Origin of the sequence: Actinocorallia libanotica (assembly GCF_039525175.1) — a bacterium.
Lineage (GTDB): Bacteria > Actinomycetota > Actinomycetes > Streptosporangiales > Streptosporangiaceae > Actinocorallia > Actinocorallia libanotica.
This window is the reverse complement of record NZ_BAAAHH010000002.1, coordinates 224,803-247,500: the sequence shown is the minus strand read 5'-3', so window position 1 is coordinate 247,500 and position 22,698 is coordinate 224,803. Positions and strand designations below refer to the sequence as shown.

Annotated in this window: 20 protein-coding genes and 1 tRNA gene; 8 read left to right on the top strand and 13 right to left on the bottom strand. The window is 69.9% G+C overall.

Annotated elements, in window-relative coordinates; all coding sequences use genetic code 11:
• Positions 1 to 154: 154 nt before the first annotated feature.
• Together ABD140_RS04200 and ABD140_RS04195 are read right to left on the bottom strand one after the other, a co-directional pair.
• Positions 155 to 610, bottom strand: a complete 456-nt coding sequence (locus tag ABD140_RS04200; protein WP_344236866.1) for a DoxX family protein — start codon at positions 608 to 610, stop codon at positions 155 to 157.
• Positions 611 to 751: 141 nt separating this feature from the next.
• Entirely contained in the window at positions 752 to 1,162 is a 411-nt protein-coding gene (locus tag ABD140_RS04195) for a VOC family protein (RefSeq protein ID WP_344236864.1), read from the bottom strand.
• 354 nt (positions 1,163 to 1,516) lie between these two features.
• Here ABD140_RS04195 and ABD140_RS04190 point away from each other — a divergent pair, with 354 nt between their 5' ends.
• The gene (locus ABD140_RS04190) at positions 1,517 to 2,410 is read left to right on the top strand and encodes a LysR family transcriptional regulator (protein ID WP_344236862.1); all 894 of its coding nucleotides are present in this window, start codon (positions 1,517 to 1,519) and stop codon (positions 2,408 to 2,410) included.
• Between the two features lie 283 nt (positions 2,411 to 2,693).
• On the opposite strand, the gene ABD140_RS04185 is transcribed toward ABD140_RS04190, so the two are convergent.
• Both ABD140_RS04185 and ABD140_RS04180 read right to left on the bottom strand, forming a co-directional pair.
• Positions 2,694 to 2,770, bottom strand: a tRNA-Pro gene (locus ABD140_RS04185).
• 98 nt (positions 2,771 to 2,868) lie between these two features.
• Positions 2,869 to 3,771, bottom strand: coding sequence for a metallophosphoesterase (locus ABD140_RS04180; protein ID WP_344236861.1), 903 nt, complete (start codon positions 3,769 to 3,771; stop codon positions 2,869 to 2,871).
• Positions 3,772 to 3,851: 80 nt separating this feature from the next.
• On the opposite strand from ABD140_RS04180, the gene ABD140_RS04175 reads away from it, so the two are divergent.
• The gene (locus tag ABD140_RS04175; RefSeq protein ID WP_344236859.1) at positions 3,852 to 4,298 is read left to right on the top strand and encodes a GatB/YqeY domain-containing protein; all 447 of its coding nucleotides are present in this window, start codon (positions 3,852 to 3,854) and stop codon (positions 4,296 to 4,298) included.
• 99 nt (positions 4,299 to 4,397) lie between these two features.
• Here ABD140_RS04175 and ABD140_RS04170 read toward each other — a convergent pair whose 3' ends face one another.
• Both ABD140_RS04170 and ABD140_RS04165 read right to left on the bottom strand, forming a co-directional pair.
• Entirely contained in the window at positions 4,398 to 6,563 is a 2,166-nt protein-coding gene (locus ABD140_RS04170; RefSeq protein WP_344236857.1) for a transglycosylase domain-containing protein, read from the bottom strand.
• A 167-nt stretch (positions 6,564 to 6,730) separates the two neighbouring features.
• The gene (locus ABD140_RS04165) at positions 6,731 to 8,860 is read right to left on the bottom strand and encodes a transglycosylase domain-containing protein (RefSeq protein WP_344236855.1); all 2,130 of its coding nucleotides are present in this window, start codon (positions 8,858 to 8,860) and stop codon (positions 6,731 to 6,733) included.
• Between the two features lie 305 nt (positions 8,861 to 9,165).
• Here ABD140_RS04165 and ABD140_RS04160 point away from each other — a divergent pair, with 305 nt between their 5' ends.
• On the top strand, positions 9,166 to 9,471 hold the full coding sequence (locus tag ABD140_RS04160) for a WhiB family transcriptional regulator (protein ID WP_106396898.1): 306 nt from the start codon (positions 9,166 to 9,168) through the stop codon (positions 9,469 to 9,471).
• Positions 9,472 to 9,532: 61 nt separating this feature from the next.
• Here the strand turns inward: ABD140_RS04160 and bagB are convergent, their stop codons facing one another.
• Positions 9,533 to 10,666: an ATPase BagB gene (gene bagB / locus ABD140_RS04155; RefSeq protein WP_344236852.1), complete on the bottom strand. Its 1,134-nt coding sequence runs from the start codon at positions 10,664 to 10,666 to the stop codon at positions 9,533 to 9,535.
• Positions 10,663 to 11,652, bottom strand: coding sequence for an ATPase BagA (bagA, locus tag ABD140_RS04150; protein ID WP_344236850.1), 990 nt, complete (start codon positions 11,650 to 11,652; stop codon positions 10,663 to 10,665). The genes bagB and bagA overlap by 4 nt, the downstream gene beginning before the upstream one ends.
• Positions 11,653 to 11,795: 143 nt before the next feature.
• Between bagA and ABD140_RS04145 the strand changes: the two genes are divergently transcribed.
• From ABD140_RS04145 to ABD140_RS04125, 5 genes are all read left to right on the top strand, one after another.
• On the top strand, positions 11,796 to 12,749 hold the full coding sequence (locus ABD140_RS04145; protein WP_344236848.1) for a slipin family protein: 954 nt from the start codon (positions 11,796 to 11,798) through the stop codon (positions 12,747 to 12,749).
• 25 nt (positions 12,750 to 12,774) lie between these two features.
• Positions 12,775 to 12,933 (top strand): Sp36 family protein, encoded by a 159-nt coding sequence (sp36, locus tag ABD140_RS04140; RefSeq protein WP_157963554.1) that lies wholly within the window; start codon positions 12,775 to 12,777, stop codon positions 12,931 to 12,933.
• A complete protein-coding gene (locus tag ABD140_RS04135; RefSeq protein ID WP_344236844.1) occupies positions 12,930 to 13,388 on the top strand; it encodes a RidA family protein in 459 nt (152 codons plus the stop codon). Before sp36 ends, ABD140_RS04135 begins: the two co-directional genes overlap by 4 nt.
• Before the next feature lie 48 nt (positions 13,389 to 13,436).
• Positions 13,437 to 14,264: an NUDIX hydrolase gene (locus ABD140_RS04130; RefSeq protein ID WP_344236842.1), complete on the top strand. Its 828-nt coding sequence runs from the start codon at positions 13,437 to 13,439 to the stop codon at positions 14,262 to 14,264.
• 125 nt (positions 14,265 to 14,389) lie between these two features.
• A complete protein-coding gene (locus ABD140_RS04125; RefSeq protein ID WP_344237277.1) occupies positions 14,390 to 15,157 on the top strand; it encodes an MBL fold metallo-hydrolase in 768 nt (255 codons plus the stop codon).
• A 131-nt stretch (positions 15,158 to 15,288) separates the two neighbouring features.
• Here the strand turns inward: ABD140_RS04125 and ABD140_RS04120 are convergent, their stop codons facing one another.
• The 5 genes from ABD140_RS04120 to ABD140_RS04100 all read right to left on the bottom strand — a co-directional run bounded on the left by ABD140_RS04120 (position 15,289) and on the right by ABD140_RS04100 (position 22,516).
• Positions 15,289 to 15,975: a Crp/Fnr family transcriptional regulator gene (locus ABD140_RS04120; RefSeq protein ID WP_106396904.1), complete on the bottom strand. Its 687-nt coding sequence runs from the start codon at positions 15,973 to 15,975 to the stop codon at positions 15,289 to 15,291.
• A 154-nt stretch (positions 15,976 to 16,129) separates the two neighbouring features.
• A complete protein-coding gene (locus ABD140_RS04115; RefSeq protein WP_344236838.1) occupies positions 16,130 to 20,050 on the bottom strand; it encodes a bifunctional nitrate reductase/sulfite reductase flavoprotein subunit alpha in 3,921 nt (1,306 codons plus the stop codon).
• 97 nt (positions 20,051 to 20,147) lie between these two features.
• A complete protein-coding gene (locus tag ABD140_RS04110; protein WP_344236836.1) occupies positions 20,148 to 21,284 on the bottom strand; it encodes an ABC transporter ATP-binding protein in 1,137 nt (378 codons plus the stop codon).
• A 27-nt stretch (positions 21,285 to 21,311) separates the two neighbouring features.
• Positions 21,312 to 22,088: a molybdate ABC transporter permease subunit gene (gene modB / locus ABD140_RS04105; protein ID WP_344236834.1), complete on the bottom strand. Its 777-nt coding sequence runs from the start codon at positions 22,086 to 22,088 to the stop codon at positions 21,312 to 21,314.
• A 38-nt stretch (positions 22,089 to 22,126) separates the two neighbouring features.
• Complete coding sequence (locus ABD140_RS04100; RefSeq protein WP_344236832.1) at positions 22,127 to 22,516, bottom strand: TOBE domain-containing protein; 390 nt, start codon at positions 22,514 to 22,516, stop codon at positions 22,127 to 22,129.
• Positions 22,517 to 22,698 lie beyond the last annotated feature (182 nt).

Sequence of the window (22,698 nt, the reverse complement as noted above, 5' to 3'; positions counted from 1 at the left end):
CGGTATTCGAACCCGCGGCCTCTTCGTCCCGGAATCGCGGCTGTACAGCGGCCGCAAACGCCGGCTCAGAGATGATCGCGTGAGCTTCCCTCCCGTTCGGCGGCCAGGCCGGGTGAGACCATGTGAGGTCCGCCTGGCATTGAGATGGGCAGCGTCACGCGGCGGGCACGGACTTCGGCACGCTCGCCGATGTCGCCGGTGCGGCGATCCCCGACCGGACGGCGGGGGCGCGCAGGAGGTCTCGCCAGTCGGTGGGCCAGTTGGCCAGCGCGAGGATGCCCATGATGACGAGGTGGGTCGGTGCCGCCCAGCTCTCGGCCGCCGGGTCGTGGTTGATGATGTGGGTGGTGGCCGCGCCGGTGAGGACGAACATCAACATCGTGGAGCCCAGGAAGCGTGTCCGTCGATCGGGGATCACGAGCAGGATGGCGGCGATGCCTTCGAGGGCGCCGACCACGAAGCGCATCCAGGACGGGTATCCCCACTCGATGAACTTCACCGAGTAGGCGGAGCTGAAGATCGTGTCGCCCGGCCAGTACTTGGTCACGGCGCCCAGCATGAATTGGGAGGCGAGAAACCAGTACAGACAGGTCATGAGGCGTTTCTGCATGATCTTTCCTTCAAGGGGGGTGAGGGTGGGGGGTGATGCCTCCGCACGGCGATCGCGTCGCCGTGCGGAGTTCTGCTTGCGAGATACGCGGTGCGGGCGGGGCGGCCCGCTGTTCGGACGCCGGTGAGGCGACGACCGCGGCTACTCCGCGTAGGGCTGGTCGGTTCCCCGGTCGCTGTAGCCGAGGCTCCAGATGTAGCCGTCCGGGTCGGCGAAGGTGCCGCCGTAGCCGCCCCACGGCAGGGCGCCCGCGGGCTTGAGGATCGTGGCGCCGGCCTTCTCGGCTTCCGCCATGACCTCGTCGACCCGGGCCTCGCTGCGGACGACGTAGGTCAGGACCAGCCCGCTGAAACCGCTGCCGTCCTGGTCGGTGCCGACCTGAGCGGCCAGGCCCTCACGGCTGTAGAAGCCGACCGGTGAGGCGCCGTCGGAGGTGAAGAACACCGAGACGCCGAAGTCGTTCTGGATCTCCCACCCGAGATCGGTGTAGAACCGCTTGGCCCTGTCCATGTCACGGACACCGAGAAGGATCGAGCTGACGTGTGCCTTCATGTTGATTCCCCACAGAGAGTTGATCAGGTCGCCGGTGATCCACCGTAGAAGCGGAGGTCCGGCTGGTGCTTCTTGAAAACTGACCGATGTCCCGAAGCCGTCGACGGGTTCCGGCCTGCTTCAGCGCGCCGTATTCGGACTCGGCTACGCGGGGCGCTTTCGGATCGCCGCCATGGCCGGCGATCGCCTTGGCGCTCTCGCCCACCTGGACGGGGTCGCGGTGGCGGCCGTGGACGAAGGCCGGTTTCCTCGGGCGTGTTCGGTCATGATCCAACCCTCTGGCAGGGCCATGAGATCATCAATGCCGCGTTGTCGCATGATCTGATTACTCGCGCTTATGGTAAAGAGGATGGAGTGGAACTCCGGGACATCGAGATCTTCCTGACCCTCGCCGAAGAGCTGCACTTCGGCCGCACCGCGGCCCGGCTTCACCTCTCCCAGGCCCGGGTCAGCCAGGCCGTCGCACAGCAGGAACGCCGGATCGGCGGCGTCCTGTTCGACCGGTCCAACCGCCGTCAGGTCCGGCTCACCGCGCTGGGCGTCTCGCTCAGGCACGACCTCCTGCCCATCTACGCGGGTCTGCGGGACAGCCTGGAGCGGGCCCGCCGATCGGCGCGGGGCATCACGGACCGCTTGACGGTCGGCATGATGCCGTTCAACGGTCCAGGCCTGAACCGCATCTGGGACGCCTTCCGGGCACGTCACCCGGACTACGAACTCATCCTGCGGCACACCTCGTTCGCCGACCCCTTCGGCACGCTCCGCGCCGGCGACGTCGATGCGCTCATCACCTGGCTGCCGGTCGAGGAGCCGGACCTCACCGTCGGCCCGGTCCTGTTCACCGACCCCCGCGTGCTCGCCGTCTCCGCCTCCCACGAACTGGCCGGGCTCGCATCGATCCCCGTCGAGGCGCTCGCCGACTTCGCCCATGCGGGTGTGCCCGGCATGCCCGAACTGTGGGAGGACGGCTACCTCCCCTTCCGCACCCCGCGCGGACGGACGATCGACCGCGTCCAATCCGTCGGGCACGCCGACGAGATCATCCACCTCGTGGGCACCGGCGAGATCATCCATCCCTTTCCCGCCCACGTCACCGGCTACTGGGCGATGCGCCACATCCGGTTCCTGCCGCTCCCCGACATGACGCCCCTCACCTACGCCCTCGTCTGGCGCACCGAAGCGGAGAACGACCTCATCCGCGTCCTCGCCCGGACCATCGAGGACCACTCCCCGGCCGAGCCGCACTGACCACCCCGCCCTGATCCCCAGGGGCCGGCGCAGTGGAGCATCACGGGCCGCCAGGCCCGGGGAGCCTCGCGTACGAACGGGGATACCGGCATGGGGAAGAACCAAGGTTCTCGGACGGGGGAGGACACCGGTTCCGGAAAGTCGGGGTGCGGGAGGAGCGGAGGAGAGAAGGGCCCGGGCCGTTGGGATCGGCTTGTTCGGACGGCCTGGACTTCGTGATCAGCCGGAGAACATCCGGAAAGCACTCAGGGCCGTGATCCACATCTGGATCACGGCCCTGGACTGGTCGGGGTGGCGGGATTTGAACCCACGGCCTCTTCGTCCCGAACGAAGCGCGCTGCCAAGCTGCGCTACACCCCGGTGTATCAAAGACCTGCCGGTCTCTGGCACCTCGGAGAGTCTACAGGACATTGGGGGGTGACCGGGAATCGGTTAAGGGAAACCCCGGGAGCCCCAGGTCAGGAGAGTCGGGGCGTGAGGGTGAGGAGGGTGGCCTCCGGGGGGCAGCAGAAGCGGAAGGGGGCCGTGGGGGAGGTGCCCAGGCCCGCGCTGACGTGGAGCCAGGAGTCCTGGTGGCGGTGGAGGCCCTTGACGCGTTCGCGTTCGATGCCGCAGTTGGTGGCGAGGGCGCCGTAGAAGGGGGCGCAGACCTGGCCGCCGTGGGTGTGGCCGGCGAGGAGGAGCTGGTAGCCGTCGGCGGCGAAGCGGTCGAGGTTGCGGGGCTCGGGGCTGTGCATGACGCCGATGGTGAGGTCGGCGCGGGGGTCGACCGGACCGGCGATCTTGTCGTAGTCGTCCAGGTTGACGTGGGAGTCGCCGACGCCGGCGAACTCGATGTCCAGGCCGGCGATCTTGAGGCGGCCCATGCGGTTGTTGAGGTCGAGCCAGCCGGCGGACTTCAGGGCGGCGCCGAGCTCCTTGTAGGGGAGGTCGGGAGCGCGGTTGCTGCGGGAGTAGTCGGACTTGGAGGTGCGCCAGATGTAGCGGGCCGGGTTCTTGAACGTGGGGGAGAAGTAGTCGTTGGAGCCGTAGACGAAGACGCCGGGGCGGTCCAGGAGGGGGCCCAGCAGCTCCAGGAACGGGCCGATGGCGTCGCGGTGGGAGATCGAGTCTCCGGTGTTGACGACCAGGTCGGGTTCGAGGGTGTCCAGGGCGCGGACCCAGTGGATCATGCGGGTGCGGGACGGCGTCAGGTGCGTGTCCGAGATGTGGAGGATCTTCACGGGTTGACTGCCGGGCTTCAGCACGGGCACCTCAGAGCGGCGCAGATGGAACCAGTTGCGCTCGATGACCGAGGCGTAGGCGAAGGTGACAGTGCCGGCGCCGAAGAGGCCCAGAGGGATCGCGAGAAGCTTCCGCATTCTCCCCATGCTGCCAGACCGCCGGACCTGCCCGGGCTAAACGAAGTGATCTGTCCGCCCATGCCGGGCATGATGGGGGCATGTTGAAGGAGAAGCTGGAAGCCGACCTCACCGCGGCCCTGAAGGCTCATGACGAGGTGCGCAAGCGGACGCTGCGGATGGCGCTGGCTGCCGTGACGAACGAGGAGAAGTCCGGGAAGTCCGTTCGGGAGCTCGGTGACGACGACGTCGTCAAGGTGCTGACGCGGGAGGCCAAGAAGCGCCGCGAGGCCGCCGAGGCGTTCGAGAACGGCGGCCGGCCCGCGCAGGCGCAGGCCGAGCGCGAGGAGCACGCCGTCCTGGAGGAGTACCTGCCCAAGCAGCTGACGGACGAGGAGCTGGCCGAGCTCGTCCGCGCCGCGATCGCCGAGTCCGGCGCGGAGGGGCCGCGGGGCATGGGCGCCGTCATGAAGGTCGTCAACCCGAAGGTCGCCGGACGCGCCGAGGGCGGCAGGGTCGCCGCCGAGGTCAAGAGGCAGCTGGCCTGACCCGGCAGAACGTGAAAGAAGGCCCCTCCCGCGTCGGGAGGGGCCTTTCTCGTACCGGGCCCGAGGGCCGTGGAGCCGCGGAGGCGGACCGCCGGAGGGCTAGCGGCGGGGACGCCTGCCGGGGCCGTCGCTCATGAAGAGCGTGATGGTGGACCCCTCGGGCGCGGAGCCGGTCGGCGACATCCGGACGATGGTGGGGGGCGGCGCGTCCGAGCGGACGTGCTTGACCCGCACCTTGAATCCGGCCTGGCCGAGGAGGCTCGCCCCCTCGTCCACGTGCCTGCCGACCACGTTCGGCACCTTCTTGTTCTTGACGTCGCCGAAGTCCCGCGTCGGCTGCTGGAACTGCTGGACGGGCCTGCCCGCCAGCGCCGCGGTCATCGTCCGCTGCCACACCGGGCCGGGGATCGTCGCGCCGTAGACGCCGGACACGGGGTACTGCACACCGCTGCGGTAGTCCCAGTAGGCGGTGGCGACGGCGAGGTCGGGGGTGTAGCCGGCGAACACCGCGCAGGCGTAGTTCTCGCAGGTGCCGGTCTTGGCGGCGGCGGGGCGGCCGATGCCCAGGCCCGCGCCGGTGCCGTGGCCCGACAGCACGCCCTGGAGGATCATGGTGGCGGCGTCGGCGACCTGGGGGTCGACGACCTGCTCGCACTTGGCGGCGGGGATCTCGACCTTGGCGCCCTTGGCGTCGACGACGCTGGTGACGACGTTCGGCTCGCAGTACTTGCCGCGCGCCGCGATGCCCGCGTACGCCGCCGAGAGGTGGACGACGTCGATCGGGTTGACGCCGAGCACCTGGGACGGGGTGGGCTCCAGCGGCGTTCCGTTGGTGCGCTTCATCCCGAACTTCTCGGCCATCTTGACGGCGTTGCAGACGCCGACCGTCTTCTCCAGCTGGGCGTAGTAGGTGTTGACCGACAGCCAGGTGGCGTTCTTCATGTTGAACGTGCCGGCCTCGGAGTCGCTGGCGTTGCTCAGCGTCCAGCTGCCGCCGCCCGCCATGCCGTTCTCCGACGGCGGGTAGGGGCAGGCCTCGTACCCGTGGATCGTCGTGGTCGCCGGGGAGGTGTAGGAGGTCGAGATGGGAAGGCCCTGGCGGAGCGCTTCGAGGAGGGTGAACGTCTTGAAGGTCGAGCCTGCGTCCACGCCGTAGATGCTTCCGCCGTGCGCGGCGTCCGCCGGGAGGTTGATGGTCGTCTCACCGCGGGCGTTGCCGTACTTCTTGCTGGTGGAGATGGCCAGGATCTTGCCGGTGCCGGGCTGTACGGCGGCGTTGACGTTCACGCGCGTGCTCTTGGGCGTCGTCGCGTACTTGACGGCGGCGTCGGTGGCCTTCTGCACCTGCGGGTCGAGCGTCGTGTAGATCTGGTAGCCGCCGCGCAGGAGCTGCTTGCGCGCCGCCTCGAAGCGGGACTGGCGCTCCTCTTCGGACTTGGGCTCCTCCTCGCCCATGAAGAAGCCGATCATCTCGTAGTAGACGTACGCGCAGAAGTACGGGAACCGGCTGCTCTCGCAGCCGCCCTTCGGCTTGTACTCCTTCAGCCCCAGCTTGGTGGCCTTGGCGGCCTGCGCCTCTTCGGCGGAGATGACGCGCAGTTCGAGCATCCGGTCCAGGACGGTGTTGCGCCGGGCGAGCGCCGCGTCCGGGGACTGGGTGGGGTCGAACGCGTAGGGGTTCTTGGTGAGGCCCGCGAGCGTCGCGGCCTCCGCCAGGGTGAGGTCCGCGGCGCTCTTGCTGAAGTACCGCTTGGCCGCGGCCTCGATGCCGTACGCGCCCGCGCCGAAGTAGGCGATGTTCAGGTAGTCCCGCAGGATCTCGTTCTTGGAGAGCGTCTGCTCCAGGTGGACGGCCAGCCGGAGTTCGCGGAGCTTGCGGGAGATGGTGGGGGCCGTCGCCTCCTTGAAGCCCTCTTCGGTCGTCGCGTTGTTGGCCAGCATGTTCTTGGCGAGCTGCTGGGTCAGCGTCGAACCGCCCTCGACGGTGCCGCCGGAGGAGGCGTTCTTCGACAGCGCGCGGATGGTCCCCTTGAGGTCGAGCGGACCGTGCTGGTAGAACCGCGCGTCCTCGATCGCGATGATCGCCTTGTGCATGATGGGCGTCACCTTGTCGAGGGTGGTGTTCTCGCGGTATTCGTCGAAGAACGCCGCTATCACCTTGCCGTCGGAGCCGTACACGACGGTGCGCTGGGCGGGGTCGCGTGTGATGTCGACGACATCCATGTCCATGAACCCGTCGGCGGTGTCACGCGCGGTGAGACTCACGCTTCCCACACCCGGAAGGGCCACCAAGGCGACCAGGACACCGGCTATCACGCTGGCCGCGATCAGCCTCAGCAGTGTCGGGACGGACGCTTTCCGAGAGATGGAGGAAGACAGCACGGAGCCTAAGGTACCCGTACCGAACGGCATAGCCGTCCGATAAGGGCTCCTCACCCCGAAGGGCCATTGCTGAGGAAGATCGTCACCGTTCCACCCTGCTCACTCTGCGTGCTGGGCGCGACGTACGCGACGCTGCCTTTCGGCAGTTTGGACGCGACGGGTTTCGCGGACACCGCGCCGTTGAGTCCGGTCTGCTGGAGCGCCGTCATCGCCGTGCCCAGCGTCGTGCCGTTCAGTCGGGGCACCGCTACGAGCGGCCGGTACGTCTGGTGCGCCGCGCTGAGGGCGGAGGACCAGATGCTCGCGGGCGTTCCAGCGCCGTAGACGCCGTAGACGGGGTACTTGAAGCCGCCTCGGTAGTCCCAGTAGGCGACGGCGGAGGAGAGGTTGCGGGAGATGCCGGCGAACACCGCGCACGAGAAGTTCTCACACGTGCCCGTCTTCCCGGCGACACTTCCGGACGGCTTGCTGACCTGGGCGGCGGTGCCTTTCTCCTCGAAGACGGAACGCATGATGTCGTACGTGGTGTCCGCGGTCTGCCGCGAGACGACCTGCTTGCACTCGTTCTTGGGCAGCGCGAGCTGCTTTCCGTTCGGGTCCGTCACCTCCAGGAGCGCTACGGGCGGGCAGTAGGCGCCGTGGTTGGCGATGCCCGCGTACGCCGCGGCCAGGTGCACCATGTCGATTTCGTTGCTGCCCAGCACCTGCGACGGCACTTCCTGCAGCGGCTTGCCGTCGGCGCGCTTCATGCCGAAGCGGTGCGCCATCTTCACCGCGCTGCAGATGCCTATCTCGTGCTGGAGTTTGGCGTAGAAGGTGTTCACCGACTTGGCCGTGCCCGTACGCAGGTCGAACTTGCCGGACTCGCTCTCGTGGGAGTTCTTCACCTCCCACGGCGGCAGGAGCTTGCCCTGGCAGTCGCGGTAGCCGCTGACCTGCGTCGAGCCGGGCGCGTGGAAGCTCGTCTTGACCGGCATCCCCTTCTCCAGCGCCGCCATGAGGGTGAAGATCTTGAAGGTGGAGCCCGCGGACACGCCGACTCCGCCGCCGTGCGCCATGTCCGCCGCGAGGTTCAGTGTCGTGTTGGGCGGCTTGAAGCCGAACCGCTTGGAGGTGGCCAGCGTCTTCAGATGTCCCGTACCGACCTCGACGATGGCCTGGGCCGCCACTTTGGCCGAGTCAGGTGAGGTGTGCGCGTTGACCGCCTGCTGGACACCCTTCTGGCTGTCCCAGTCAAGGGTCGTCCGGACCTGGTAGCCGCCCCTCTGGAGCATCTCGCCGGCTTCCTTCGCCCTCTTGGGGTCGCCCTTGGACAGCAGCTTGATGAGCTCGCTGTGGACGTACATGCAGTAGAAGGGCGCCTTGCTGGTGCTGCAGCCGCCGCGTATGGGCTGAGGTTTGAGCTTCAGGGGAGCCGCGGAGAGCTCCTGCTTCTGCGCCTCCGTGATGAGTTTCAGCTCGGTCATCCGGGACAGCACGGTGTCGCGCCGCTCCCTCGCCGCCTGCGGATGGAGGAGAGGGTCGTACGCGTACGGGTTCTTGGTGATGCCGGCCAGCAGCGCGGACTCGGCCAGCGACAGTTGCGACGCGGGTTTGCCGAAGTACCTCTGAGCCGCCGCCTGCACGCCGTACGCGCCCGCGCCGAAGTAGGCGATGTTCAGGTAGCCCTCGAAGATGCGGTCCTTGGACATCGTCTGTTCGAGGTGGAGCGCGTGCCGCAGCTCGCGGATCTTGCGGAAGACGGTCGGCGCGGTGACGTGCCGGCGTTCCTCGTCCGTGCGCGCGTTGGCCAGGAGCAGGTTCTTGGCGTACTGCTGCGTCAGGGACGAGCCGCCTTCACGCACCTCGCCGGAGGAGGTGTTGCGCATGAACGCGCGGAGGGTGCCCTTCACGTCCAGGGCCCCGTGCTCGTAGAAGCGGGCGTCCTCGACCGCGAGGATCGTCTTCCGCATGATGGGCGCCACCTGGTCGAGCCGTACGGGCTCGCGGTACTCGCTGAAGAACGTGGCCACCTCGTGCCCGTCCGCGGAGTACACGGTGGACCGGACCGAGGGGGCGCGGGTGATCTGCTGGACGTCCATGTTCTCGAAGTCCGAGGCCATCTTCTTGGCGCCCATTCCCACGGCCGCCAGGCCGGGCAGCGCCAGCATCGCCAGCAGGCATCCCGCGAAGGCGCTCATGGTCGCCAGCCGACCGGCCCTGCGCAGTCTGGTTTCCCGCCGATCCCCCGATTCGAGCATGTTGATCTAGGTACCCAGCGTAGGCTCACGCTACGCGGCAAACTGTGCACTGTAGCAGTGACTAGTCACCATGTCCGCCATGGCCTCTGTGGGCTATATCGAGAATGGGCCCTCTGGGGACTGTTTAAACTCCCCCGGCTTCCGTAAGTTTCTCCCCACGGCTTTTGTTTGGCGGCCTGACGTCCGCGCCCGTCTGGCCAAGGAGCGCACACAACTACACAAGACCCTAGGGGAGTGGGGCCAAGATGTGGATCACTGATTGGACCGCCCGTGCCGCCTGCCGTAACGCGGACCCGGACGCGCTGTTCGTTCAGGGCGCGGCTCAGAATCGCGCCAAGCTCATCTGCAGGGGTTGCCCGGTCCGGACGGAGTGCCTGGCCGACGCACTGGACAACAAGATCGAGTTCGGTGTCTGGGGCGGCATGACCGAGCGCGAGCGGCGGGCACTGCTGCGCCGCAAGCCAGGCGTCACCTCGTGGCGAGAGCTACTGGAGACGGCCAAGGAAGAGTACGAGCGCTCGTCCGACGAGGACGAGCTGGTCGCCAGCTGACCGATGAACATGACCACCCCCGGGTACGGAATCCGTACCCGGGGGTGTCGTGTCTTAAATGTCATGCCTTCGGCTGGCCGGATGCGGCCAGCGAATCGCCCACCAGACGCAGACCGTCGATGTCGTGCACGTCCTCGGCCTGAGCCGGGACCGTGGTCACCGGAACGGTCGGGTTGGCCGAGGCGAAGTGGTCGCGCAGCCGCTCCTGGCGGGCGGCGAGCTGCATCCGCTCGGCGTGCAGGCGCAGCAGCGAGGCGGTGAGCGGGTGGTCGCCGCGCTCGTCCAGCGTCTCGGCGGCGGCCATGCTCCGGGCGGACGACAGGCCGCTCGCGTTCGACTGGGCCATCCGGTTGACGACCAGGCCGGCCAGCGGCATCCGCTCGGACTTGAGGCGGTCGACGAAGTAGGAGGCCTCGCGCAGCGCGTCCGGCTCCGGCGCGGCGACCACCAGGAACGCCGTACCGGGCGACTTCAGCAGCTCGTACGTCTTCTCCGCGCGCTCGCGGAACCCGCCGAAGACGGTGTCGAAGGCGGTCACGAACGTCGAGACGTCCTTCAGGAGCTGGCCGCCCAGCACCTTGGTGATGGCGTTGGTGACCATGCTGAAGCCGGCGGAGAAGACCTTCATGCCCAGCCTTCCGCCCGCCTTGGCGGGGGCGAGCAGCAGCTTGATGAAGCGCCCGTCGAGGAAGCGGCCCATGCGCTCGGGGGCGTCCAGGAAGTCCAGGGCGTTCCGCGACGGCGGGGTGTCCACGATGATGAGGTCCCAGGCGTTCGAGCGGTGCAGCTGGCCCAGCTTCTCCATCGCCATGTACTCCTGCGTCCCGGAGAAGGACGACGACAGGGACTGGTAGAAGGGGTTGGCCAGGATCTGCTTGGCCCGGTCCGGGTCGGAGTGCGCCTCGATGATCTCGTCGAAGGTGCGCTTCATGTCGAGCATCATGGCGTGCAGCTCGCCGTCGCCTTGGACGCCCTCGATCCTGCGCGGGCTGTTGTCCAGCTCGCTCAGCCCCATCGACTGGGCGAGCCGCCGTGCCGGGTCGACGGTCAGGACGACGACGTCGCGGCCCCGGTCGGCGGCGCGCAGGCCCAGGGACGCGGCGGTGGTGGTCTTGCCGACGCCGCCGGCGCCGCAGCACACGATGATCCGGGTGCGCCGGTCGTCGATCAGCGCGTCGATGTCGAGGTTCTTCACGCCGCTCCTTGGTCGCGCAGGGCTTGGGCGAGGTCGTACAGTCCGGCGAGGTCCATGCCGTCGGGCAGGAACGGCAGGTCGTAGCGGGGCTCGTGGCCGATGCGGGCCTTCTCCCGCTGCTCCAGGGCGGTGCGCAGGGCGTGCTCGGCGGCCTCCGCGGCGAGCGCCTGGGCGTACTCCCCGGCGTGCTGCTCCAGCCCGGACGCCTTGAGGCCGCGGACGACCTCGTCCTGGTCGAGCTCGCCGCGGCCGGCCGCGGCCAGCCCCTCGGCCGACAGGACCGCCGGACGCTCCATGTTGACGATGACGGCGCCGACGCCGATCCCGGTCTCCTGCAGGTCGCGGATGCCGTCCAGCGTCTCCTGGACGGGCATCTCCTCCAGCAGCGTCACGAAGTGCACGGCGGTCTGGGGGGAGCGGATGACGCTCATCACGAGGTCGCCGTGGTTGCGCACGGGGCCGACCTTGGCCAGGTTCGACACCTCGTCGCTGACGTTGAGGAACTGGCTGATGCGTCCGGTGGGCGGGGCGTCCATGACGACGGCGTCGTACTTGAACCGCCCGTTCTTCTCACGGCGGCGCACCGACTCGCTCACCTTCCCGGTGAGGATCACGTCGCGCAGGCCGGGGGCGATGGTGGTGACGAAGTCGATGACGCCGAGCTTCGTCAGCGCCTTCCCGGCGCGCCGGAGGTTGTAGAACATCTCGAGGTACTCGATGAGCGCCTCTTCGGTGTCGATGGCCAGGGCGAAGACCTCGCCGCCGTCGGGGGCCACGGCGACCTTGCGTTCCTCGTAGGGCAGCGGGGGCACGTCGAAGAGCTGGGCGATGCCCTGCCTCCCCTCGACCTCCACGAGCAGCACCTTCTTGCCGCCCGCGGCGAGTGCGAGTGCCAGGGCCGCGGCCACCGTGGTCTTCCCGGTACCGCCCTTGCCCGTGACAACGTGGAGCCGTACGCCGTCCCAATCGGTATCTTTCGCGCTCACACTTCGAGACTATCGTTCGCCCTGCAAAGAGCTCTCGGGTGGAGGTAAGTGATTCCCGACGCGGTTTTCGCGGCCTAGTGTGGAACCGGGACACCGCCTATCACTGTCTGATATGAGGCATAGTCGCCGACGAGAGGGACGTCATGGAAGCACTCGTCATCCTGCTGGCAATCCTCCTCTTCCTGCTGCTGGTCGCGGCCGCGACGGGAGTCCGGGTGGTCCAGGAGTGGGAGCGCGGCCTGGTCTTCCGGTTCGGCCAGATCCAGCGGCAGGGGCCGCAGGGGCCCGCGCTCGTGCGCTCTCCCGGCCTCACGCTGATCATCCCCATCGTCGACCGGATGCAGAAGGTCAACATGCAGACCGTGGCGATGGGGGTGCCGGGCCAGGACGGCATCACCTCCGACAACGTGTCCGTGCGGGTGGACGCGGTCGTCTACTTCCGGGTCATCGACCCCGGCAAGGCGATCGTGAACGTCCAGAACTACGTGTACGCCGTCTCCCAGGTCGCGCAGACCTCGCTGCGGTCGGTGATCGGCAAGGCGGAGATGCAGGACCTGCTCGCCGAGCGCGACAAGATCAACACCGAGCTGCGGGCGATCATCGACGAGATGACCGAGGGCCCGTGGGGCGTGCGGATCGAGCGCGTCGAGATCAAGGACGTGTCGCTGCCGGAGGGCATGAAGCGCTCGATGGCCCGCCAGGCCGAGGCCGAGCGGGAGCGCCGCGCCCGCATCATCACCGCCGACGGCGAGTACCAGTCGTCCAAGCGGCTGGCCGCTGCCGCCCACGAGCTGTCGAAGGACCCCGCCTCGCTCCAGCTGCGGCTGCTGCAGACCGTCACCGACGTGGCGGCGGAGAAGAACAGCACGCTGATCATGCCGCTGCCGGTGGAGCTGCTGCGCTTCTTCGACAAGGCCGCGGGCGGCTCGGCGGAGCCCGAGGCCGCGGCCGCGGCTGCGGGGGAGGAGATCGAGGAGCCCCCGGCGCTGGAGGAGGCGATCGGGAACCTGCCGACCGTGCCCGAGGTGGAGGAGGCCGCCGGGGCCCCCGTCGCCGAGGCCGACCCGGCCGTCGTCCACAGGCCTCGGGAACTGTAGGCCCCGGATCTTCTACGCTTGGTCCATGACCAAGTGGGAGTACGCGACAGCACCGCTGCTGATTCACGCGACCAAGCAGATTCTCGACAACTGGGGCCAGGACGGCTGGGAGCTGGTCCAGGTGGTCCCCGGACCGCAGGGCGGCGACTCGCTCGTCGCCTACTTCAAGCGGCCGCTGGCATGAGCGCGGTCGCGGCGCGGCTGCGGGAGCTCGGCCTGGAGCTGCCCGAGGTGGCCAAGCCGGTGGCGGCCTACGTTCCGGCCGTCCGGAGCGGGCGGTACGTCCACACCTCGGGGCAGCTTCCGTTCGTGAACGGCGAGCTGCCCGCGGTCGGCAAGGTCGGCGCGGAGGTGAGCCTGGAGCAGGCGGTCGAGCTGGCCGGGCTCTGCGCGCTGAACGCGATCGCGGCGCTGGCCACCCAGGTGGACCTCGACGACGTGGTGCGGATCGTCAAGGTCGTGGGGTTCGTGGCCAGCGCCCCGGACTTCACCGCCCAGCCCGCGGTGGTCAACGGGGCCAGCGAGCTGCTGGGCAGGGCGTTCGGCGAGGCCGGGACGCACGCGCGCAGCGCCGTGGGCGTCGCGGTCCTGCCGCTGGACTCGCCGGTCGAGGTGGAGCTGCTCGCCGAGGTCCGGTGATCACGGGTTTCCTTGACTTATCAGGTGCATTGCACACACATTGTCCGGATGAACGGACTCAGACTTCCCGACGAGTTCCTGGAACGGATCCAGGACTTCGAAGCCGGCCGCAGGCAGCCCCCGGCCCTCAAGCACGCCTCCACCGTGATGCTGCTGCGGGACCGGGGCGGGCGGCTCGAGGTCTTCATGATCCGCCGGGTCTCCTCCATGGCGTTCGCGCCGGGGGTGTACGTCTTCCCCGGCGGCGGGGTGGACCCCAGGGACTCCGAGTACGACCAGCCCGGCGCCGACTGGGAGGCCTGGGGCGAGGTCTTCGGGGCCGACGCCGGGCTGGCGCGGGAGCTGGTGTGCGCGGCGGTCCGGGAGACGTTCGAGGAGGCGCACGTCCTGCTGGCGGGCCCCTCCCCGGACGAGATCGTCAAGGACACCGCGCCGTTCGAGGCCGACCGGCTGGGGCTGCTGGACCGCAGCCATTCGCTGGCGGGCTTCCTGGAGGCCCGCGGCCTCGTCCTGCGGGCCGACCTCCTGCGCCCGTGGGGGCACTGGATCACGCCGACCGTCGAGCTCAAGCGCTACGACACCCGGTTCTTCGTCGCGGCCCTGCCCGAGGGGCAGCGGGCGCTGGACGTCAGCACCGAGGCCGACACCGTGGTGTGGATCCGGCCCCAGGACGCGCTGGACCAGGTGAAGGCGGGGGAGATGGCGATGCTCCCGCCGACGACGGCGATGCTCAACGATCTCGCGACGTTCGGCTCGGTCGCCGAAGTGCTCGCCCACCAGCGGAAGTTCACCGCGCACCAGCCCACCGCCAAGATCGTCGACGGGATTCCGTATCTTGTGCTCCCAGAGGAAGCCGAGCACCGGTATGGGGCCTGATGGGTATTTCGCTGCATGAACTCAAGATGGCGAGGCGGTTCCTGGCCGATCCCGCCACGGCCCTGATGACGATGGGGTCGTACGGCGGGCTGCCCGGGCGGCTGGCGGCCCGCAAACTCCCCCCGGTGCGCATCGGGGGGACGGAGCGGGCCTCGGCCGTGCTCGCCCCCAACCCCTCCCCGATGACCCTGGAGGGGACCAACACCTGGATCCTCGCCGAGCCCGGCGCGCGCCGTGCCGTCGTCGTCGACCCCGGTCCCCGGGACACCCTGCACCTGCGCAAGGTGCTGCGGACCGTCCGGGAGCGCGGAATGGAGGTCGGCCAGGTCCTGCTCACGCACGGCCACCACGACCACGCCGCGGGGGCCCGGAAGTTCGGACGGCTGGCCAAGGCGCCCGTCCGCGCCTTGGACCCGCTGTACCGCTACGGCGGCGAGGGCCTGCGCGAGGGCGACGTCATCGAGGTCGGCGGCCTGGAGATCCGGGTCTGGGCCACCCCCGGCCACACCGACGACTCGCTGTCCTTCTGGCTCCCCGGCGACCAGGCCGTCCTCACCGGCGACACCGTCCTGGGCTACGGCACCACGATCGTCAGCGACCTGGGCGACTACCTGGACTCCCTGGACAAGCTGCGCGCCCATTCGGAGGAGAACGGCGTGGCCCGCATCCTGCCCGGCCACGGACCCCTCCTGGAGGACCCGGTCAAGGCGCTGGACACCTACCTCGCCCACCGCCGGGCCCGCCTCCAGCAGGTCCAGGACGCCCTGGACGCCGGCGCCGAGACCCCTCGCGAGGTCGTCGAGATCGTCTACGCCGATGTCGACAAGGCGCTCTGGCCCGCCGCCGAATGGTCGGTCCAGGCGCAGATCGAGTACCTCCGCTCCCGTTCCTGAGCGGGCCGGGAAGCGGTCACGGGGGCATGGGGCGGGGGACGTCTCAGGGGAGGACGAGGGGCGCGACGGGCCGGGCCAGCGGCAGGGGGCGTCGCTGGCCGGGCGGCCGTCGGGGGTCTGGAGCCCGGGGGTTACTTGGAGCGCTTGCGCAGGCGCTCGATGTCGAGGATGACCACGGCGCGGGCCTCGATGCGCAGCCAGCCGCGGGCGGCGAAGTCGGCCAGCGCCTTGTTGACCGTCTCGCGGGAGGCGCCGACGAGCTGGGCGAGTTCCTCCTGGGTGAGGTCGTGGTGGACGTGGAGGCCGTTGTCCCCGGGCTGGCCGAAGCGCTCGGCCAGGTCCAGCAGCGCCTTGGCGACGCGGCCGGGGACGTCGGTGAAGACCAGGTCGGCCATCACCTCGTTGGTCTTGCGCAGCCGCTCCGACAGCGCCTGGAGGAGGGCGACGCCGACCTCGGGGTGCGCGGTGAGGAACGGGCGCAGCTCGTCGTGGCCCAGACCGGCCAGGCGGCACTCGGTCACGGCGATCGCGCCGGCCGTCCGGGGCCTGGGGTCGAAGAGGGACAGCTCTCCGAACATCTCACCCGGGCCCAGGACGCTGAGCAGGTTCTCCCGGCCGTCCGGGGCCATGCGGGTCAGCTTGATCTTGCCTTCGAGCACGACGTACAGCCGGTCGCCGGTGTCGCCCTCATGGAACAGGCTCTGGCCGCGGGCCAGCCGCACCTCGCTGACATGCGCGCGCAGCGCCTTGGTCGCCTGGTCGTCGAGCGCCTCGAAGAGCGGGGCCTTGTTGAGTACTTCGATGTCGCGATCTGACACGCCTTTTCTCCTCCCGAACACTTATATGCCCAGTGTGACGCACCTCGCACCGAGCTGGTGAACGTGGGGCCATGGCGCGCCGAGCCTGACTTTACCCAGGACGTGACGCGCTTCGACGTCGGCGTCCCGGGAATCAGTTTACTAAGGCGTAACATCAGTACACATCGCGTACGTATCGCTTGTTTGACGCCATTTTCTTGACAAACTGGACAGCAGCTTCGGTGTCGAGGCCGCCGTGGCGGGTGGCGATCTCGACCAGGGCGCGCTCGACGTCCTTGGCCATCCGCGCCGCGTCGCCGCAGACGTAGAAGTGGGCGCCCGCCTGCAGCCAGTCCCACAGGCGGGCCCCGTGCTCGCGCATGCGGTCCTGGACGTAGACCTTGGCCCTCTGGTCGCGGGAGAAGGCGAGGTCGAGCCGGGTGAGGAAGCCGTCATCGCGGAGGGCCTCCAGCTTCTCCCGGTGGTAGTAGTCGGTGGCCTCGCGCTGCTCGCCGAAGAAGAGCCAGTTCCTCCCGCGGGCGCCCTGGGCGCGGCGTTCGTCCAGGAAACCGAGGAAGGGCGCGACGCCGGTGCCCGGCCCGACCATGATCATCGGGGTGGACGGGTCCGCGGGCGGCCGGAAGTGCGGGGAGCGCTGGACGGTCACCGGGACGGGGGTGCCCGGAGCGGAGTCGGCGAGGAAGGTGGAGGCCACGCCCTTGCGCGTCCTGCCGTGCGGGTTCTCGAACCGCACCACCGAGACGGTCAGGCGGAGCTCGTCAGGGTTCGTCAGCGGGCTGGAGGAGATCGAATAACTGCGCGGGCCGAGCCGCTTCAGCACCGCGAGCCACTCCTCGGAGGACGCCTCGACAGGGAATTCCGCCACCACGTCCACCGCCTGACGGCCCCAGCACCACTGGGCGAGCTCGTTCTTGTTGTCCGGGCGCAGCAGCTTGCGCAGCAGGCGGTCGCCCGTACGGTCGGCGAGGAAGCGCAGCAGGTCGGGGGTGATCCGGGTGAGGTCGTGCTCGGACAGGTCGGTGGCCGGGTCCACGCGGGTGAGCTTCAGCCACTCTTCCACGACGTCCGGGCAGTTCCTGGGCCGGACGCTCAGGGCGTCGCCCACGTCGTAGGTGAGGCCCGTACCGGTGAGATCGAAGGTGAATTCGCGGACTTCCTTGGTCGCGCCGGGGCGGCTGAGCAGCTGGTTGCCCGTGAGGTGGACCGTCACGGGGGTGTTCTTGGGTCTGGACGGGGCGGGAGGACTCGGCTTTTTCGCGGGGCCTTCCACCAGCGCCTGGACGACCTGCTCCAGCCACTGCTGGGCGGGCGGCCCGTCATCGGGTTCGCAGTCGACGCGGGGGGCGATCCGGACGGCGCCCAGCTCGTCCAGGCGGGCGTCCAGGCGGCGTCCGTGGCCGCAGAAGTCGTCGTAACTGGAGTCGCCGAAGGCGAGGACGGAGTAGCGGACGCCGTCCAGGCGGGGTGCGTCGCGGGCCGTCAGGGACTCCCAGAAGCCCGTTCCGTTGTCGGGGGCGTCGCCGTCTCCGAAGGTACTGGTGATCATCAGGACCTCAGAGGCCGCTACCAGGGCCTGAGGGGTCGTCTCGTCCATGTTGACCAGGAGTGCTCGTTTGCTCGTCTCAGCGAGTCTCTCAGCGGCCGCGACGGCGAACTCCTCGGCGTTTCCCGTCTGGGAGGCCCACAAGATGAGAGTTTCGGGGGCGGTGGAAGTGGCGGGGACGGGGGCCGCGGGCTGCGTCCGTGAGTAGATTCCGGCGAGCATGCCGTTGATCCACAGGGTGTGGTCGGGGGCGAAAGGCGCGTCCGGCGGAAGGACGGGCAGCTCGCCGGGCGCGGGAGGCACCGACTTCAGGCCGGCGAGGAAGCCGCTCAGGTAGCGCTTCTCCCGCTCGCTCAGCACGGGCGGGGCCGGATCCGCCAGGTCGAGGACGTTCGGCATGGCGGGGGCGGGGGTCTCCGGCGGGGCGGGAACGGCGACCCTGGTGAGGGAGACGGCGCAGACCTTCAGCTCGGGCTGGAAGGACAGGGGGTCGACGGCGTCGCTGGTGACGGCGTTGACGCTCAGGTACTCGCCGAACAGGTCGTTCCAGTGGAAGGGCGCGAAGCAGGTGCCCGGGAGCACGCGGTCGGAGACCACGGCGGGCAGGACGGCGCGGCCTCTGCGGGAGCCGATCTCCACCTGGTCGCCCGCCAGGACGCCGAGCGCCGCCGCGTCCGCGGGGTTGACCTCCAGGAACGGGCCGGGGTCGAGCTTGTTGAGCTTGTCGACCTTGCCCGTCTTGGTGAGGGTGTGCCACTGGTGCTGGAGGCGGCCGGTGTTGAGGACGAACGGGTAGTCGTCGTCCGGGAGCTCCGCGGGGTCCGTGTGGGGGCGGGGGAAGAAGACCGCTCTGCCGCTGGGGGTGGCGAACCGCAGGCCGTCGCCGTCAAGGTAGCGGACGGGGTTGCGGTCCTCCCCGTCCGGCGCGGCGGGCCACTGGACGGGCGTGCTCCTCAGCCGGTCGTAGGTGACGCCGCGCAGGTCCCAGCCCGAGACGGGGTTGTAGAAGAGTTTGATCTCCTCGAAGACCTCCTCCGCGCTCCCGTAGGAGAAGGCGTCCGCGTAGCCCATCTCGCAGGCGACGCGGGCGATGATCTGCCAGTCGGGCAGGGCCTGGCCGGGCGGTTCGACGGCCTTGCGGGTCAGCGTCAGGTTCCGCTCCGAGTTGATCATCACTCCGTCGCCCTCCGTCCACAGGGCGGCGGGCAGGACGACGTCGGCGTACGCGTTGGTCTCGGTGTCGGCGAAGACGTCCTGGACGACGACGAACTCGGCGGTCTCCAGGCCCTCGATGACCGTCCTGCGGTTGGCGACGGAGGCCACCGGGTTGGTGCAGATGATCCAGCAGGCCTTGATCTCGCCTTCGGCGAGCCGCTCGAACATCTCGATCGTGCCCTTGCCGACGTCCGTGCGGAGGGTGTCCTCGGGCAGGTCCCACACGGCCTCGGTGAAGCGGCGGTCGGCCTCGGACAGGACGCTGCGCTGGCCGGGCAGCCCGGGGCCCATGTAGCCCATCTCGCGGCCGCCCATGGCGTTCGGCTGGCCGGTGAGGGAGAACGGGCCGCTGCCGGGGCGGCAGATCGCGCCGGTGGCCAGGTGCAGGTTGATCAGGGCGTTGGTGTTCCAGGTGCCGTGCGTGGACTGGTTGAGGCCCATCGTCCAGCAGGACGTCCACTCGTCGGCCTCGCCGATGATGCGGGCGGCTTCGCGGAGGTCGCGCTCGGGGACACCGGTGATCTTCTCGACGGCCTCGGGGGTGTAATCGGCCAGGAAGTCCGGCATCGCCTCCCAGCCCTCGGTGTGCGCGGCGATGAACTCTTCGTCGATCCGGCGGTCGTCCACGAGCTGGTGGAGGATGCCGTTCAGGAGGGCGAGATCCGTGCCGGGCTTGACCTGCAGGAACAGGTCGGCCTTGGCGGCGGTGGCGGTGCGGCGGGGGTCGACGACGATCAGTTTCGCGCCCGCCTTGACCCGCTCCATCATGCGGAGGAAGAGGATCGGATGGCAGTCGGCCATGTTCGAGCCGATGACGAGGAACGCGTCGGCGTGCTCGAAATCCCGATAGGAGCCGGGCGGCCCGTCCGCGCCCAGCGAGAGCTTGTAGCCCGTGCCCGCGCTGGCCATGCACAGGCGCGAGTTCGACTCGATCTGGTTGGTGCGGACGAACCCCTTGGCCAGCTTGTTGACCAGGTACTGCGCCTCCAGCGACATCTGGCCGGAGACGTAGAAGGCCAGCGCGTCCGGGCCGTGCTCGTCCAGGACGGCGCGGAAGCGGCGGGCGGTCTCGGCGATCGCGGCGTCGACGTCCAGCGGCGCGTGGCCGCCGTCGGTGCGCCGCAGGGCGGTCGACAGCCGTCCCGGCGCGGCGAGCATCTCGGCGGTGGTCGCGCCCTTGGTGCACAGCCTGCCGGAGTTCGCCGGATGCGTCCTGTCCCCCGAGGCCCTGACGACCTTGCCGTCCTGGACTTCGAGCAGCAGCCCGCAGCCCACCCCGCAGTACGCGCAGACGGTCTTCACGCTGGTGGAAGTCACGTTCAGCAAGGTAGGAACTTCTCGTTACCGCCATGTGACATCGGCCGGTAACGGGACGTTACGGCTGTCACACAACGGTCCGCGCGGTCCGGTGAGGTCAGACGGGGTAGACGCGGACCTCCGCGCCCTCCACCGAGCTCCAGACCTCGGCGCCGGGCTCCAGCGCCAGCTGCGCGACCTCCACCGGAGCGACGTCCGCCAGGACGCGCAGCGGGCCGTCCAGCTGGACCCGCACACGATCGCCCTGCTGCTCCACACCTTCGACCACGGCACGCCACAGGACGCCGGCGGCATCGGCCGGGCGTTCACGGTGGAGCGTGACGGCCGTGGGAGGGAAGACGACGAACACCTCTCCCTCGGCGGCGGCGGTCGCTTTCAGTTCCAGGCCGGGTTCGCCGGTCCGGGCGGTCGCGGCCAGGGTGACGTGGTGGCCGCAGGCGGTGCCCCGGTAGAGGTTGAGGCCGACGAGGCGGGCGACATAGTCGGTTCTGGGGTGGCGGGCGACCTCGGAGGGAGCGCCCTCCTGGACGATCCGGCCGGACTCGATCACGATCAGCCGGTCGCAGAGCACCATCGCGTCCAGGGGGTCGTGGGTGACCAGAAGCGCCGCCCCCGCGAAGTCCGCCAGGTGCCGCCGCAGGCCCGAGCGGATCTCGAGCCGCGTCCGCGCGTCCAGCGCGGCGAGCGGCTCGTCCAGGAGGAGCAGCTTCGGCTCGACGGCCAGCGCCCGCGCCAAGGCGACCCGCTGCGCCTGACCGCCCGACAGCTCCCGCGGCTTCGCCTTCCCGTGGCCGTCCATCCCCACCCGCGCCAGCCACCCCGCCGCGGCCCGCCTCGCCTCCCGCGCCGGCGTCCCCCCGCAGCGCGGCCCGAACGCGACGTTCTCCACCACCGACAGGTGCGGGAACAGGAGGTAATCCTGGAACACCACCCCCACCGGCCGCTTCTCCACGGGCCGCCGCTCCAGACGTTCGCCATCCAGCTCGATCCGGCCCGCCTCCAGCCCGACCAGCCCGGCCAGCGCCCGCAGCACCGTCGTCTTCCCCGCGCCGTTCGGCCCGAGCAGCCCCACGACCTCCCCGGCACCCACCGCGAACTCGACGTCCACCCGGAACCCGTCCCGCCGCACCTCCAACCTGGCGGTCAGCCCCGTGCTCTCCCCGCCTCCCGGGACCGACGCCCTCCTGCCCGCGGCCGCTCCGTCTTCGGGCGCCGTCTTTCTGTCCGCAGCCATCGCGTCGTGTTCCTTCCTCGGCCCGGGTCAGGGAAGCCAGCGGTCGCGGAGGGCGGCCAGGACGGTGAGGGAGACGGCGAGCAGGACCAGGCTGAGGACCAGGGCGGCTTCGGGATCCGTCTCCAGGGCCAGGTAGACGGCCAGGGGCATGGTCTGGGTGCGGCCGGGGAAGTTCCCGGCGAAGGTGATGGTGGCCCCGAACTCCCCCAGAGCGCGGGCCCAGCAGAGGACGGCTCCCGCGAGGACGCCCGGGGCGACCAAGGGCAGGGTGACCCGGCGGAAGACGGTCCAGCGGGAGCCGCCGAGGGTGGCGGCCGCCTCTTCGTACCGGGGATCGGAGGCGCGCAGCGCCCCCTCGACGCTGATCACCAGAAAGGGAAGGGCGACGAAGATCTGGGCGAGGACGACGCCGGCCGTGGTGAAGGGAAAGGTGAGCCCGAACCAGGCGTCCAGATGACGGCCGATCAGCCCGTTGCGGCCCAGGACGAGCAGGAGCGCCACGCCGCCGACGACCGGAGGCAGCACGAGCGGAACGGTGATCAGCGCACGGACGAGACGGCGGCCGGGGAACACGGCGCGGGCCAGAACCCAGGCGAGCGGCACCCCCAGCAGCAGGCAGACCGCGGTCGCCACCGTGGCCGTCCCCAAGGAGAGCCGCAGCGCCTCCAGCACCTGCGGCTCGGCGAGCCGCGCGGGCAGGGTCGACCAGGGCGCCCGCACCAGCAGCCCGGCCAGCGGCAGAACGAGAAAGGCCAGCCCCACCGCGGCGGGAAGGCCCAGCATCCAGGGCACCCGGGTCCGCATGGCCTACCGCGCGCCGTCCCTTGTGGCGGGAGCGCGCCTCATCGGGGGACCTCCACGACCACGTTCGTGGACTTGATCACCGCCACGGCCAGCACTCCCGGTTCGAGGCCCAGTTCGTCGGCGGCCTGCCTGCTCATCAGCGACACGACGCGGAACGGGCCGGCGGCGAGCTCCACCTGGGCCATGACCGTGTCCTTGCGGACCTCGGTCACGATGCCGCGGAAACGGTTGCGCGCCGAGGACCGCTCCTCGTCGCCGCCGGACTCCACCTGCGCCCGTGCGAACGCCGCGAGGTCCCGGCCGTTGATCAGCCGGTGCCCGTTGGCGTCCCGCCCGGCGGGCAGCCGCCCGCCGTCCACCCAGCGGCGCACCGTGTCCGGACTGACCCCGAGCAGCTCGGCCGCCTCACTGATCCGGAATTCTGCCATCCGCCGAACGTACCGGCCGCAGATGCCAGGAGCAAGCGCGCTGAAGCCCTGCATCTGCGAGGAGGGCCAAGGGGGCTTCGGCGAGGGCCCGCGGAAGCGGCGGAGTTCGAAGAGGACGCTCCGCCACCAAGGGCGGCGGGTTTCGTCGGCGGCCATGGACCTGCGCATGCCCTGGCCACCTG

Excerpts from the sequence above, each read along its gene's own strand:
- ABD140_RS04145 (WP_344236848.1), top strand. The coding sequence starts at position 11,796 with ATGGAAGCACTCGTCATCCTGCTGGCAATCCTCCTCTTCCTGCTGCTG.
- ABD140_RS04175 (WP_344236859.1), top strand. The coding sequence starts at position 3,852 with ATGTTGAAGGAGAAGCTGGAAGCCGACCTCACCGCGGCCCTGAAGGCT.
- ABD140_RS04160 (WP_106396898.1), top strand. The coding sequence starts at position 9,166 with ATGTGGATCACTGATTGGACCGCCCGTGCCGCCTGCCGTAACGCGGAC.
- ABD140_RS04180 (WP_344236861.1), bottom strand. The coding sequence starts at position 3,771 with ATGCGGAAGCTTCTCGCGATCCCTCTGGGCCTCTTCGGCGCCGGCACT.
- ABD140_RS04135 (WP_344236844.1), top strand. The coding sequence starts at position 12,930 with ATGAGCGCGGTCGCGGCGCGGCTGCGGGAGCTCGGCCTGGAGCTGCCC.
- ABD140_RS04130 (WP_344236842.1), top strand. The coding sequence starts at position 13,437 with ATGAACGGACTCAGACTTCCCGACGAGTTCCTGGAACGGATCCAGGAC.
- ABD140_RS04195 (WP_344236864.1), bottom strand. The coding sequence starts at position 1,162 with ATGAAGGCACACGTCAGCTCGATCCTTCTCGGTGTCCGTGACATGGAC.
- modB (WP_344236834.1), bottom strand. The coding sequence starts at position 22,088 with ATGCGGACCCGGGTGCCCTGGATGCTGGGCCTTCCCGCCGCGGTGGGG.
- ABD140_RS04110 (WP_344236836.1), bottom strand. The coding sequence starts at position 21,284 with ATGGCTGCGGACAGAAAGACGGCGCCCGAAGACGGAGCGGCCGCGGGC.
- sp36 (WP_157963554.1), top strand. The coding sequence starts at position 12,775 with ATGACCAAGTGGGAGTACGCGACAGCACCGCTGCTGATTCACGCGACC.
- ABD140_RS04200 (WP_344236866.1), bottom strand. The coding sequence starts at position 610 with ATGCAGAAACGCCTCATGACCTGTCTGTACTGGTTTCTCGCCTCCCAA.
- ABD140_RS04100 (WP_344236832.1), bottom strand. The coding sequence starts at position 22,516 with ATGGCAGAATTCCGGATCAGTGAGGCGGCCGAGCTGCTCGGGGTCAGT.
- ABD140_RS04165 (WP_344236855.1), bottom strand. The coding sequence starts at position 8,860 with ATGAGCGCCTTCGCGGGATGCCTGCTGGCGATGCTGGCGCTGCCCGGC.